Origin of the sequence: Streptomyces sp. CB01249, assembly GCF_001905735.1 — a bacterium.
Taxonomy (GTDB): domain Bacteria; phylum Actinomycetota; class Actinomycetes; order Streptomycetales; family Streptomycetaceae; genus Streptomyces.
Genome location: NZ_LISW01000005.1, coordinates 14,640 through 27,923, shown reverse-complemented (window position 1 = coordinate 27,923; position 13,284 = coordinate 14,640). Strand labels below are relative to the sequence as shown.

Annotated in this window: 6 protein-coding genes; 5 read left to right on the top strand and 1 reads right to left on the bottom strand. The window is 75.7% G+C overall.

The window, feature by feature from the left end; translation table 11 throughout:
- The first annotated feature begins 138 nt into the window (after window positions 1-138).
- The 5 genes from AMK18_RS22775 (at window position 139) to AMK18_RS22755 (ending at window position 12,643) form a co-directional block, all read left to right on the top strand.
- Window positions 139-1,560, top strand: a complete 1,422-nt coding sequence (locus AMK18_RS22775; protein ID WP_073864257.1) for a hypothetical protein — start codon at window positions 139-141, stop codon at window positions 1,558-1,560.
- Window positions 1,561-1,661: 101 nt separating this feature from the next.
- Window positions 1,662-5,291, top strand: a complete 3,630-nt coding sequence (locus AMK18_RS22770; protein WP_073864554.1) for a hydantoinase B/oxoprolinase family protein — start codon at window positions 1,662-1,664, stop codon at window positions 5,289-5,291.
- Window positions 5,292-5,361: 70 nt separating this feature from the next.
- A complete protein-coding gene (locus AMK18_RS22765; protein WP_018103966.1) occupies window positions 5,362-6,888 on the top strand; it encodes a hypothetical protein in 1,527 nt (508 codons plus the stop codon).
- A 58-nt stretch (window positions 6,889-6,946) separates the two neighbouring features.
- Window positions 6,947-7,867: a hypothetical protein gene (locus AMK18_RS22760; protein WP_018103967.1), complete on the top strand. Its 921-nt coding sequence runs from the start codon at window positions 6,947-6,949 to the stop codon at window positions 7,865-7,867.
- Between the two features lie 57 nt (window positions 7,868-7,924).
- Window positions 7,925-12,643, top strand: coding sequence for a hypothetical protein (locus AMK18_RS22755; RefSeq protein ID WP_073864256.1), 4,719 nt, complete (start codon window positions 7,925-7,927; stop codon window positions 12,641-12,643).
- 15 nt (window positions 12,644-12,658) lie between these two features.
- On the opposite strand, the gene AMK18_RS22750 is transcribed toward AMK18_RS22755, so the two are convergent.
- Window positions 12,659-13,108, bottom strand: coding sequence for a hypothetical protein (locus AMK18_RS22750; RefSeq protein WP_376456562.1), 450 nt, complete (start codon window positions 13,106-13,108; stop codon window positions 12,659-12,661).
- Window positions 13,109-13,284: the final 176 nt, after the last annotated feature.

Sequence of the window (13,284 nt, the reverse complement as noted above, 5' to 3'; positions counted from 1 at the left end):
GCGAGGTGCCGTGCCAGGCGCCGAGACCCCGGCCCTGATCCGCCGGACACGCCCTAGGGCTCGCCCCAGTGCTCGTCCCGGAGCACGTGGAACTGCACAGTCCCGGTTGTGTCGACAGCTTGATGTGAGGCTTTCCCCATGTTCGATCCGTTCATAGCGCCGAGCGGCACCCTGCTCGGCCTGCTCCAGAGAGGCCGCGGCGACGGCACGCTCCACGCGCTCGCCGCACCGCGCTCCGAGGCCCTGGCGGCTCTCCACCACTGCGTCCTGAGCGACCCGCGCCACGACTGGCAGGTGGAGAACCGCTCTCTCTACTACGCGCGGCTCTACCTCGACCTCGACGGCGGTGTCGAGGAGATCGAGCGGCACCTGACCGACCCCGAGGACCACCTCGACACCGAGGACTCGCGGACCGGCCTCGCCCTGTCCGTCCTCGGCCACCTCGCCTCCTACGGGCGCGCCGACGCCCTCGCCGTGCTGCGGCGCTACGCCGCGACCGGCTCCAACTGGGCCTGGGCCCTGGACGAGCTGGCCCTGCGCGACGACGACGCCGGACTCCGCTCCCTCGCCGAGCCCGTGCTCGCCCGCTTCCCCGACGACCCCGAGGGCCGCGCCGAGCTGGCCGCGACCGTGCGGGACGCCTACGAGCCCCGCCCCTGGCGCCTCTGGGCCGACGACCCGCGCGAGGCCGTCGGCGCCCGCGTCCGGGCCGCGTCCGAGCAGGGCTCCTTCGACCGCTGGCAGCGCCAGATGCGCCCCGGCGGGCCCCGGCCCGGCTGGAGCGTCCAGGCGGTCTTCGACTGGGCCCAGCAGGGCCTGGAGCGCGGCAGCGTGCTCCACGTGCCCGCCGCCCGCTGCCTCGCCGCCGTCGCCGGCCCCGAGGACCGGTCCGACATCGTCGCGGCCGCCCACGGCGGACCCGACGCCGCCCGCTGCGCCGCCCTCCACTACCTGGCCGCCGAGGTCCGCGACCCCGTCGTGCTCGACCTGATCGAGACCGCCGCCGCCGAGCCCCGGGGCACCGTCGCCGACGCTGCCGTCGCCGCCTTCGAGCGCATGTGCGGCGAGGACGCCGTGGAGCGCGCCCGCCGCTGGGCCCGCAGGCCCGACGCGCTCGGAGCGTCCGCCGCCGGAGTGCTGGCCGGACGCGGCGGACCGCAGGACGCCCCGGCGGTGCTCGGTGCGCTGCGCGACGCCGTACGCGGCGACGGACCCGACGCGCCACGGCTCTGGGCGCTCGTGGACGGCGCCGGACGCCTCGGCATCGCCTGCGCCGCACCCGTACTGCGCCACATCTACCGGGAGACGTCCTCCTCGCAGCTGCGGGGCCGGACCGCCCGGGCCCTCGCCGCCACCGACCCGTCCTTCGCCACCGGGTTCGCCGTCGAGTGCCTGTGGGACTGCGAGGAGACGACCCGCGAGGTCGCCGCCCGCCACGCCGAGACCGGTGACCTGCGCGTCGCCGAGCGGCTGCGCCGCCTGGCCGCCGACCCCGCCGAGGAGGCCGAGGTCCAGTCGGCGGTACGCAGCAGGATCGGCCCGGACGCCCCGGCGGTCTGACCGGCCGGACACCCCGTAGTACCACAGGAGTGCAGCGCGTCGGGGGCGCGCCGCTCCCCGCCCTGTTCCGCGATCACCGGACGGCGGGCCAGTATGGGGGCATGACCGGGCGCTGGGAGTTCTGGATCGACCGTGGCGGCACCTTCACCGACGTGGTGGGGAGGCGCCCCGACGGAGAGCTCGTCACCCGCAAACTCCTCTCGCACGACCCGGACCGCTACCGCGACGCCGCCGTCGCCGGCATCCGGCTGATGCTCGGGCTCGGACCCGACGAGCCGGTCCCCGCCGACCGGGTCGCCGCCGTCAAGATGGGCACCACCGTCGCCACCAACGCCCTGCTGGAACGGCGCGGCGAACCGACCGTCCTGGTCATCACCGAAGGCTTCCGGGACGCCCTGCGCATCGCGTACCAGAACCGTCCCCGCCTCTTCGACCGCCGCATCCTCCTCCCGGAAGCCGTCTACGACCGGGTCATCGAGGTCCCCGAGCGCATCGACGCCCACGGCCGCACCCTCACCCCGCTCGACCGCGACGAAGTCGCCCGCCTGCTCCGCGAGGCCCGCGCCGACGGGCTGAGCAGCGCGGCCGTCGTCCTGATGCACGGCTACCGCCACCCGGCCCACGAACAGGCGGTCGCCGACGAGGCCCGGGCCGCGGGCTTCACCCAGATCAGCTGCTCGCACGAGGTCAGCCCGCTGATCAAGCTCGTCCCGCGCGGCGACACCACCGTCGTGGACGCCTACCTCTCGCCGATCCTGCGCCGGTACGTCGACTCGGTCGCCGCCGAACTCCCCGGCATCCGGCTCATGTTCATGCAGTCCAACGGCGGCCTGCGCGAGGCCGCCCACTTCCGCGGCAAGGACGCGGTGCTCTCCGGGCCCGCCGGAGGGGTCGTCGGCATGGTCCGCACCTCCGCCCAGGCCGGCCACGACCGGGTCATCGGCTTCGACATGGGCGGCACCTCCACCGACGTCTCGCACTACGCGGGCGAGTTCGAACGCGAACTGGGCACGGAAGTCGCCGGTGCCCGGATGCGCGTCCCCATGATGAACATCCACACCGTCGCGGCCGGCGGCGGCTCCGTCCTCCACTTCGACGGCCGGCGCTACCGGGTCGGCCCGGACTCCGCGGGCGCGGTCCCCGGCCCCGCCTGCTACCGCCGGGGCGGGCCGCTCACCGTCACCGACGCCCAGGTCATGCTGGGCCGTATCCGCCCCGCCCACTTCCCCGCCGTCTTCGGGCCGGACGGCGACCGGCCCCTCGACGCGGACATCGTGCGCGAGCGCTTCGAGGAGCTGGCCGAGGAGGTCGCCCGGGCCACCGGCACCAAGCGGACGGCGGCCGAGACCGCGGCCGGGTTCCTGGAGATCGCGGTCCTCTCCATGGCCAACGCCGTCAAGAAGATCTCCGTACAGCGCGGCCACGACATCACCCGCTACGCCCTCACCGGCTTCGGCGGCGCCGGCGGCCAGGCCGTCTGCGCCGTCGCCGACGCCCTCGGCATCGACACCGTCCTCGTCCCGCCGCTCGCCGGGGTGCTCTCCGCGTACGGCATCGGGCTCGCCGACGCCACCGCCATGCGCGAGCAGTCCTTCGAAGCCGCCCTGGACCCGGACTCCGAGACCCGGGTCCGGAAGCTGTGCGACGAGCTCGCCGCCCGTACGAGCGCCGACCTGCGCGCCGACGGCGTGCCCGCCGACGCCATCAGCACCCGTGCCCGGGTCCTGCTGCGGTACGAGGGCACCGACGCGAGCCTGCCCGTCGCCCTGGACACGGCCGCCGCCATGACCGACGCCTTCACCCGCGAGCACCGCGCCCGCTACGGCTTCACGGCCGACCGGCGGCTCGTCGTGGAGACCGTCTCCGTCGAGGCCACCGGGGCCGCAGGAGGCCACGCCGAGATCCGGCCGCCCGCACGCGACGAGGGCGCCCCCACCACACCCCGCCCCCACGACACCGCCCGCATGTTCGCGGAGGGGCACTGGCAGGAGGCCCCGCTCCACCGCCGGGACGACCTCAGGGCCACCGACGTCGTCACCGGCCCCGCCGTCATCGCGGAGGCCGACGCCACCACCGTCGTGGACCCCGGCTGGCAGGCCGAACTCGCCGCCACCGGCCACCTCGTCCTCACCCGCGCCCGCCCGCGCCCCGCCCGGCAGGCCGTCGGCACCCAGGTCGACCCGGTGATGCTGGAGGTCTTCAACAACCTCTTCATGTCCATCGCCGAGCAGATGGGCGTGACCCTGGAGAACACCGCCCGCTCCGTCAACATCAAGGAGCGCCTCGACTTCTCCTGCGCCCTGTTCGACGCCGACGGCAACCTGATCGCCAACGCGCCCCACATCCCCGTCCACCTCGGCTCCATGGGCGAGTCGATCAAGGAAGTGCTCCGGCGCAACGCCGACACCCTGCGCCCCGGCGACGTCTACGCCATCAACGACCCGTACCACGGCGGCACCCACCTGCCCGACGTCACCGTCGTGACCCCCGTGTTCGACACCACCGGCGACGGACCGGTGCTGCGCTTCCTGGTGGCCTCGCGCGGCCACCACGCCGAGATCGGCGGCATCACCCCCGGCTCCATGCCCGCCTTCAGCCGGACCGTGGACGAGGAGGGCGTCCTCTTCGACAACTGGCTCCTCGTCCGGGACGGCGCCTTCCGCGAGGACGCCACCCGCGACCACCTCACCACCGCCCCGTACCCCTCCCGCGACCCCGAGACCAACCTCGCCGACCTGCGCGCCCAGATCGCCGCCAACGAGAAGGGCATCGCCGAACTGCGCGCCGTGACCGACCAGTTCGGCACCGAGGTGGTGGACGCCTACATGGGCCATGTGCAGGACAACGCCGAGGAGTCGGTGCGCCGCATCGTCGCCGGGCTCGGCGACGGCCACTACCGGTACGAGACGGACAACGGCGCCGTCATCGAGGTGACCGTCACCGTCGACCGCGAGGCCCGCGGCGCCGTCATCGACTTCACCGGTACGTCCCCGCAGCAGCCGGGCAACTTCAACGCCCCGAAGTCCGTGGTCATGGCCGCCGTGCTGTACGTCTTCCGCACCCTGGTCGCCGACGACATCCCGCTCAACAGCGGCTGCCTGAACCCGCTGGAGATCCGCATCCCGGAGGGCTCCATGCTGGCCCCCGTCCCGCCCGCCGCCACCGTCGCCGGCAACGTCGAGACCTCGCAGGCGGTGACCGGCGCGCTGTACGCGGCCCTCGGCGTCCAGGCCGAGGGCTCCGGCACCATGAACAACCTGACCTTCGGCAACGACCGCGTCCAGTACTACGAGACCGTCGCCAGCGGCTCCGGCGCGGGCGAGGACTTCGACGGCACCGACGCCGTCCAGACCCACATGACCAACTCCCGGCTCACCGACCCCGAGATCCTGGAATGGCGCTACCCGGTCCTGCTGGAGAGCTTCCGGGTGCGCGAGGGCAGCGGGGGAGCGGGCCGCCACCGCGGCGGCTCCGGCGTCGAGCGCCGCATCCGCTTCCTCGAACCGGTCACCCTCGCCCTGCTCACCGGACACCGCCGGGTGCCCCCGTACGGCATGGCGGGCGGCGAACCCGGCGCCCTCGGCAGCCAGCACATCGAACGCGCCGACGGCGGCCGCACGGAGCTGGCCGCCTGCGACAGCGCGGACGCGGGGCCGGGCGACGTGCTGGTGCTGCGTACGCCCGGGGGCGGGGGTTACGGGGAGCGGGCCGGGGAGAACGCGGAGGCCTGACCGGTCCGCCGGGAGCGGCCCTTCTGCGCCGTTTCGACCGTTGTCGGTGCGAGGACCTAATCTGTGCACCGTGACTTCGCCTGCCTACACGGACAACGCTGCGCCCCAGCTCAGCGCGGGGCCGCGGCCCGCACCGGGCCCGGCCGCCGACGAGGGGCTGTCCCGGCGGCTGCGCGCGCTCGCCTGCACCGCGCCGCTGCACGACCTGGACGTGCGCAAGGCGAACCTCGCCGGTGAGTACAGCGGCTACGCGATGGCCGAGGTCGCCCTCGCCGCGATCGACCACGTCACGCTCAACATGGACTTCGACACGGGCGCCGACCACGACCAGATAGTGACCAGGCTCCTCCCGCGCGTCGCCGCCCAGGCCCCCGCCCGCCCCGCCGCCGAGCACGAACGGGTCGCCCGCTGGGTCCTGGAGAACCTGATCAACGTCGGCAGCGTGGACCGCGGATTCCGCGCGGTCTACGGCACCTTCGGGCCCGACGGCGTCTACGTCCGCCGCGACTACGACTTCAAGCTCATCGAGGAGGTCCCCGGGCACGGCGGCAGCGTCTACCTCAGGGCCACCGACGAGGCGGTCAACGTCCTGGTCGGCGCCCTCGACACCGACGTCACCAGCGCCCAGATCGCCGCCGAGGTCAAGCTGGAGGTCCTGATCAGCCGGGGCCGCCTCGCCGACGCCCAGCTCGCCGCCGAACAGGCCCGCTACCGGACCGTGCAGTACGCGGAGACGCTGCGCAAGACGCTCGACGCCACCCGGCGCAACGTCCGCGCGGTCGACTGGCTCAACGCCGTGCCCGACATGATCGCCGAGGCCCTGGACCACGTAGCCGACCGCTACCGCCACGAGAACGCGATCCTGACCAACATCCGCAAGGCCCGCGACGAGGCCGAGGACCCCGAGCACAAGCGCCGCGCCGCCGAACTGGTCGACATCGTCAAGGACTGCATCCGCCGCCACACCCAGCTCCAGTCCCGGCTCCTGGAAGCAGGACCGCTCTTCCGCGCCGAGCAGGACCGCCAGGCGTTCGCCGCCCCCGCCGCCCGCACCGGCCTCGACCTCTACGGGCAGCTCCTCGCCCCGCTGCTGCCGCTCCCGGTCGAACGGGCGAGCCGCGCCACCGACGCCTTCTTCGCCCACGGCACCGGCCTGCGCACCCCGGTCTCGGTACGGGTGGGCGACCTGGTCGACCTGCTCCTCAGCCCGCCCCCGGCCCGCGAACACCTCGGCGCCGAGATGCCCGAGCCGGACCTGATCGCCACCCCGGACGACAGCCGCTTCAGCGAGGAGCAGCTGGCCGCCGCGATGGAACTGCTCGACCTGGAGCACGACGCGCCGCGCCGGCTCTCCGGCCTCCTCGCCGACGCCCGCCGCCGCGACCCCGACCTGCCCTACCTGGTCGCCCTGCTCGCCGTGCACGCCGCGAGCCCCCCGGTCGGCACCGCCTACCGCCAGGGCGAGCGCCGCCTGCTGTTCTCCGTGGACGACGGCACCCCGCTGGACGACGAGGAGTTCGGCGGCGCCGACCTCATCGTCGGCACGGCCCTGCTCGACGCCGCCGGCATGGCGGCCGACCGTACGGAGGCGCCGTGACCGCCCCCGGTCCCCGTACCACCACCCGCAACGCCTTCCGCACCGAGGAGCCAGTGTCGTGAGCGACCACCGCGCAGAGCACGCCGACGCGTGGAGCGAGCCCGCCGACCGGCCCGCCCCCGGCTACGAGCCCGACCGCCCGGCGCCCGCACCCGCCGCCGTCACCCCGGCGGACGCGGCCGACGCCGCCCGGCTCGTCGCCTTCGGCCTCCAGCCCAAGCTGCTCCCCGCCCGCGACGCGGAGTACGCCGAACTGCTGCGCCGCTACCGGGACGACCCCGCCTTCGCCCGGCTCGCCGACGCCGTCGCCACCGGCCTCGGCCTCATCGTCCTGGAGGTCTCGCCCCGGGCCGGGATGGCCGTCACGGCGGGCGAGGACTCCGTCTTCGCCGTCCGCATGGGCGACTACGCGCGCCGCGCCTCCTCGGACAGCGCCGACCGCTTCCTGCACGGTCTCGCCCACCTCGCCGTCGCCGCGATGGCCTTCCCGCGCCCCGAGGACCTCGCCGACGACGCCTACATCGGCCGGATCACGGTCAACGGCGTGGACGCGTTCGTACGCCAGGCGTGCGACCGCCTGGAGCAGCGCGCCGAGGAGCAGGGCGACAACACCGACCCGGCCAGCGACGCCCCGGGCCTGGAGGCCGGCTGGCGCGTCTACGCCCGGCGCAGCGCCACCGGCGCCACCAAGGACGCCCGCCGCCTCGCCGGCTCCACCACCGGCATCATCGGCAAGGCCGTCGCCTTCCTCACCGACTCCGGCTTCCTCCAGCGCACCGGCGACGACGCCGGAGGCACGTACCGCACCACCGCCCGCTACCAGCTCCAGGTCCGCGACATGGCCGGGACCGCCGCCATGGCCGAGCTCCTCGACCTGGGCGTCGTCCCCGTCACCGACGGAAGCGCCACGCTGCTGCCGCCCCCGGACCCCGACGACCTGGAACTGGTGGCCGACGCGGGCCTGCCGTTCCACGGCTGACCGCCGCCCGTCACCGACGCCTTCCCTCCGCTCCCAGAACGACGAGAGTCCGCCGCCATGTACGAGCTGTCCCGGGTCCGCCTCTACTCCATCGGACCGGCCGGCGCACGCTACGCCGACACCGTGCTCGACCTGCGCGGAGTCGGCGCGCCCGTGCCCCGCCCCGCCCCGGCGCAGGCGGAGTTCTTCGAGGACGAGCCGGTCGGCCCGCCGCGCCGCCCCGCCCCCGCGGGCGTCCTCTTCCTGGAGAACGGCGGCGGCAAGTCCGTCCTGCTGAAGCTGATCTTCTCGGTGATGCTCCCGGGCCACCGCAACACCCTCGGCGGCGCCAGCTCCGGCGTGCTCCGCAAGTTCCTGCTCGCCGACGACTGCGGACATGTCGCCCTGGAGTGGCAGCACACCCTGACCGGCGAGTGCGTGGTCGTCGGCAAGGTCAGCGAGTGGCGCGGACGCCAGGTCTCCAACGACCCCCGGAAGTTCGCCGAGGCGTGGTACTCGTTCCGGCCCGGCCCCGGACTCGGCCTCGACTCGCTGCCCGTGGCCGAGTCCACCGCCGTCGGTCGCCCCGCCGAAGGCGTCTCCGGCGCGCGCGGCCGACGCCGCACCATGAAGGGCTTCCGCGACGCGCTCACCGAGGCCGGGAAGTTCTACCAGCACCTCGACGTGCACTGGGAGGAGATCCACGACCGCTGGAACGAGCACCTGGGCGACCTGGGCCTCGACCCCGAACTCTTCCGCTACCAGCGCGAGATGAACGCCGACGAGGGCGAGGCGGCCGGACTCTTCGCGGTCAAGAAGGACTCCGACTTCACCGACCTGCTGCTGCGCGCCGTCACCGACACCCGCGACACGGACGGCCTCGCCGACCTCGTCAGCGGCTTCGGCAACAAACTCGGCCGCCGCGCCGAGCTCACCGCCGAACGCGACTTCACCGCCGGCTCCGTCGACCTCCTCGGCCGCATCGTCGAGGCCGCCGGGACCCGCGCCCGCGCCCGCGACATCCACGCAGGATCCGAGCGCCGCACCCGCACCCTCGCCCGCCGCCTCTCCGCCCGCGCCGGGGCGGAACGCGGCCGGGCCGCCGAGCTCGCCCAGCAGGTCACCTCCGCAGCCCACACCGTCACCGGCGCCGAGGAGACCCGCGGGCGCAGCGCCCTGATCGCCGCCGAACTCGCCTACCGGCACGCCTCGCTGGCGCTCACCGCCGCCGAGAAGGGCGCCGCCGCCCAGCGCCGCGAACTGGGCGACGCGCGCACCCTGCACGCCGCCTGGCAGGCCGCCGAGGCCGTCCTGCGCCACCGCGCCGCCGCCGACCGCTCCGCCCGCGTCGCCGCCGCGATCCGGGAGGCCGAGCGCGACGCCGCCCCCGCCCTCGCCGCCCGCGCGAGCGCCGCCGCCGACCTCGTACGGGCGCTGCACACCGCCGCCGAGGCGGGCGAGAGCCGGGCCAACGAGGAGGAGGAGCGCTCCGACACCCTCCAGAGCGCCGGTGAGGCCGCCCACCGGGACGCCACCACCGCCGCCACCGAGGCGCAGCGCGCCCGCAGCGAGGCAGGCCACCTGCGCCAGCGCCTCGCCGAGGTCGAGCAGGAGACCGCCGAAGCCGTCCGGGCCGGGTGGCTGGACGACACCGCGCCGCACGCCGACCCGGCGAGGGCCGCCCTCGCCGCCAACGACGCCGAACAGGCCGCCGTGGCCGCCTGGGACACCGCCCGCGAGGCCGCCGGAGCCGCCGCCGACCGGGCCCGCCAGGCCGCCGCCGACGAGTCCCGCGCCGAACTGGCCGCCGCCCGCGCCGCCGACGCCGCCCGCGCCGCCGAGCAGGCGTACGAGGCGGAGCTGAGGGCCGCCGACTCGATCGCCGCCGAACCCCGCCTCGCCGAACTGCTCGGCCTGCCCGGCGCCGTCCCCCTGCCCCGCCAGGCCGCGCGCGGCGCCGAAGCGGCCGGCGACGACCCGCACCGCACCGACGAGGCCGCGGACGCCGACCGCCCCCGGCCCCTCACCGCCGACGAGTTCGACCGCGCCGCCGACGAACTGCGCTACCTGCTCGACCAGAGCGTCGCCACCGCCGAACGGCGCCTGTTCGAACTGCGCACCGCGGCCGCCGACGACGCCCGCATCCTGGGCGCGCTCGGCGACGGCGGCCTCCTCCCGCCGAGCCCCGACGTCCTGGCCACCGTGGAATTCCTCGGCGAACAGGGCATCCCCGCCCTCCCCGGCTGGCGCTACCTCGCCCAGGCCGTGGACCCCGCCGACCACGCCGCCGTCCTGGCCGCCCGCCCCGAGCTCGTGGACGGCGTCGTCATCACCGACCCCGACGCGCATGCCCGCGCCCGTGACGTCCTCGGCGCCGCCGCCCTGCTGCCCCGGTCCGCCGTCGCCGTCGGCACCGCCGCCGCCCTCCTCGCACCCGTGCCCGACCCCGGCACCGGCGCGTCCGGCACCGGCGAGGGCGTCTTCCTCGTACCGCCGAACCCGGCCATGCACGACGAGCACGCCGCCGACGAGGAGCGCCAGGCGCTGCGCAGCCGGGCCGCCGCCCGCGACGAGGACATCCGCGTGCTCGCCGCCCGCCTCGGCGCCGACCGCGCCCTCGCCGCCCGCATCGGTTCCTGGCGCGCCGACTGCCCGCCCGGCATGCTCGCCGAGCTCGCCGAAGCCGCCGGTACCGCCCGCACCACTGCCGAGACCGCCGAAGCCGTCCTCGCCGAGGCCCGCACGGTCCGCGCCGAGGCCGACGAGGCCGCCGCCGACACCGCCCGGGTCCGCGAGGAGCGCCAGGAGGCCGCCCAGCGCGCCCGCCGGGCCGCCGACGCGCTCGCCGGACTCGCCTTCCGGCTGCGGGAACGGGCCGGCTGGCAGGCCAAGCTGCGCGAGCTGACCGACGAGGCGGCGGAGAGCGAGGCCCGCGCCACCGTCTTCCTGGAGCGCGCCCGGGCCGCCGATGAGGACCGCCGCGCCGCCCAGCGCGCCGCCGACGACGCCCGCCGCACCGCCCGCGCCCTGCGCGCCGAACGCGCCGAGATCGCCGGAGCCCCCGAACACCTCCCCGACCCCGGCGAGGACGCCCCGCGCCAGGCCCTGCCCGCCCTGCGCGAGGCGTACCGGGCGGCGTCCCAGCTGTACGAGAAGGTGGGCGTCGGCGCCGACCTGCGCGCCGAGCAGGCCCGCGCCGAGAGCGACGAGAGCGCCGCCCTCGCCGAGCTGGACCGCCTCACCAACAAGGTCCGCACCCGGGCCGCCCAGCTCCTGGAGGGCACCGACGGCGCCGACGGCCCGTCCCGGCAGGCGGCGGCCGCCCGCGCCGAATCCCTCGTCCAGCTCCTGGAGACCCGCGCCTCCGCCGCCAGCGAGCAGCTCGGCCGGCTGCGCGGCGAGGCCGAACGCCTGGCGCCCGCCGACGGCGAGAGCCTGCACACCGAGCTGCCCGACGACCGGGTGCCCGCCGACGCCGAACAGGCCCAGGCCCTCCTGCGGACCGCCACCGCCGAGCTGGCCGCCGCCAACGCCGCGCTGGACACCGCCCGTGCCGCCCACGCCGAGCTGCTGCACGCCCACCGCGCGGCCGAGGACGCGGCGGGCGGCTTCGACGAGACGGCCGCCCTGCTGCGCGACCTGCTCAGGGACCACGGCGCCGAGGACGACCCGGAGGAGCCCGAGCCGTACCCGGGCAGCCTGGAGGAGGCCCGGCAGTCCGCCGCCGAGGCCCGCCGCTCGCTGCGCGGCTGCGCCGCCGACCTCTCCGCCGCCGAGGCGGCCGTCCGGGAGGCGAGCGACGTCCTCGTACGGCACGCCAACTCCACCCGCTACGAGCAGGTCCGCACCCCGGCCCGGCAGCAGATCCGCGAACTGCCCGCCGCCGCGCTCCCCGAGCACGCCGAGAAGTGGGCCGCCGCCTTCGCGCCCCGGCTCCGCGTCCTCACCGACGAGCTGGCCCAGCTGGAGCGCAACCGCGACTCCATCGTGGACCGGCTGCGCGGCCTGGTGGAGTCCGCGCTCACCACGCTCCGCTCCGCTCAGCGGCTCTCCCGGCTCCCCGAGGGCCTGGGGGAGTGGTCCGGGCAGGAATTCCTCCGCATCCGCTTCGAGGAGCCCGACCAGGCCACCCTCACCGAACGGCTCGGCGAGGTCGTGGACGAGGCGACGAGGGCGGCCCTGAGGAAGAACTCCGACCTGCGCCGCGACGGCATGTCGCTGCTCCTGCGCGGGGTCGGGGCGGCGCTGGAACCCAAGGGCGTCGCCGTCGAGATCCTGAAGCCCGACGCCGTGCTGCGCGCCGAGCGCGTGCCGGTCGGGCAGATGGGCGACGTCTTCTCCGGCGGCCAGCTGCTCACCGCCGCCATCGCCCTGTACTGCACGATGGCCGCCCTGCGCAGCAACGACCGGGGGCGCGACCGCGCGGAGCACCGGCACGCGGGCACGCTGTTCCTGGACAACCCGATCGGCCGGGCCAACGCCACCTATCTGCTGGAACTCCAGCGCGCGGTGGCCGACGCGCTCGGCGTACAACTGCTGTACACCACCGGCCTGTTCGACACGACGGCCCTGGCGGAATTCCCGCTCGTCATCCGGCTCCGCAACGACGCGGACCTGCGCGCCGGGCTGAAGTACATCAGCGTCGAGGAGCACCTGCGCCCCGGGCTGCCGCAGCAGGACCCCGGCAGCGAGACCGTGCACGGCGAGATCACCGCGACCCGCATGTTCAAGCGCGGCGCCCCGGCGCCCCGGACCCCGGACGCGTCCGAGACGATCGAGGAGACCAGGGCCCCCTGAGGCTGCCGGGCGCGGTCAGGCCCGCGAGAGCCGGTCCGCGCCGCCTCGGTGCCCTATCCGCGCCGCGTCCCGCTGCGCGGTGCGGGCCTCACGCCGCGCCCGGCGCCGCTCGCGCCGCAGAGCACGGGCCGAGCTGCTGGGCTCGGAGACCACGCCGTTGCGCTGGTTCCACACCTGGCGGGTGACCCAGACGTCCAGCACCGCCCAGGTCGCGACCACCGTGCTCGCCACCCCGCTCAGCACCATGGGGAAGGAGAGCCAGGACCCCGCCAGCGCGGTGAGGAACGCCACCATCGCCAGGATCATCGTCAGCGACATGACGATCACCGCCCGCACCGCCGCCGTCCGCACCGGGTCGGGCATGCGCCTGCGCGTCGCGGGCTCCTCCACCCACAGAGGCGGCCGCCCCGGCTCGCTCACATCCCCCGCAGACTCCACCGCGCCCTCACGCTCCTGTGTGTCCAAGGCCGTTCACTCCCACCGCTGTCCGACTTCAGGGTTGCTGCCCGGCATACACCCTTTCTACGCGGACGGTCCGTCCCGTCCGCCCGAGCGTGCCCCGTTGGTCCCCCTACCCCCGTACAGACAGACGAGTGGTCAGCGGTGAAGATTCCTCCCAGGCGTCACGAAACGAAGAATTC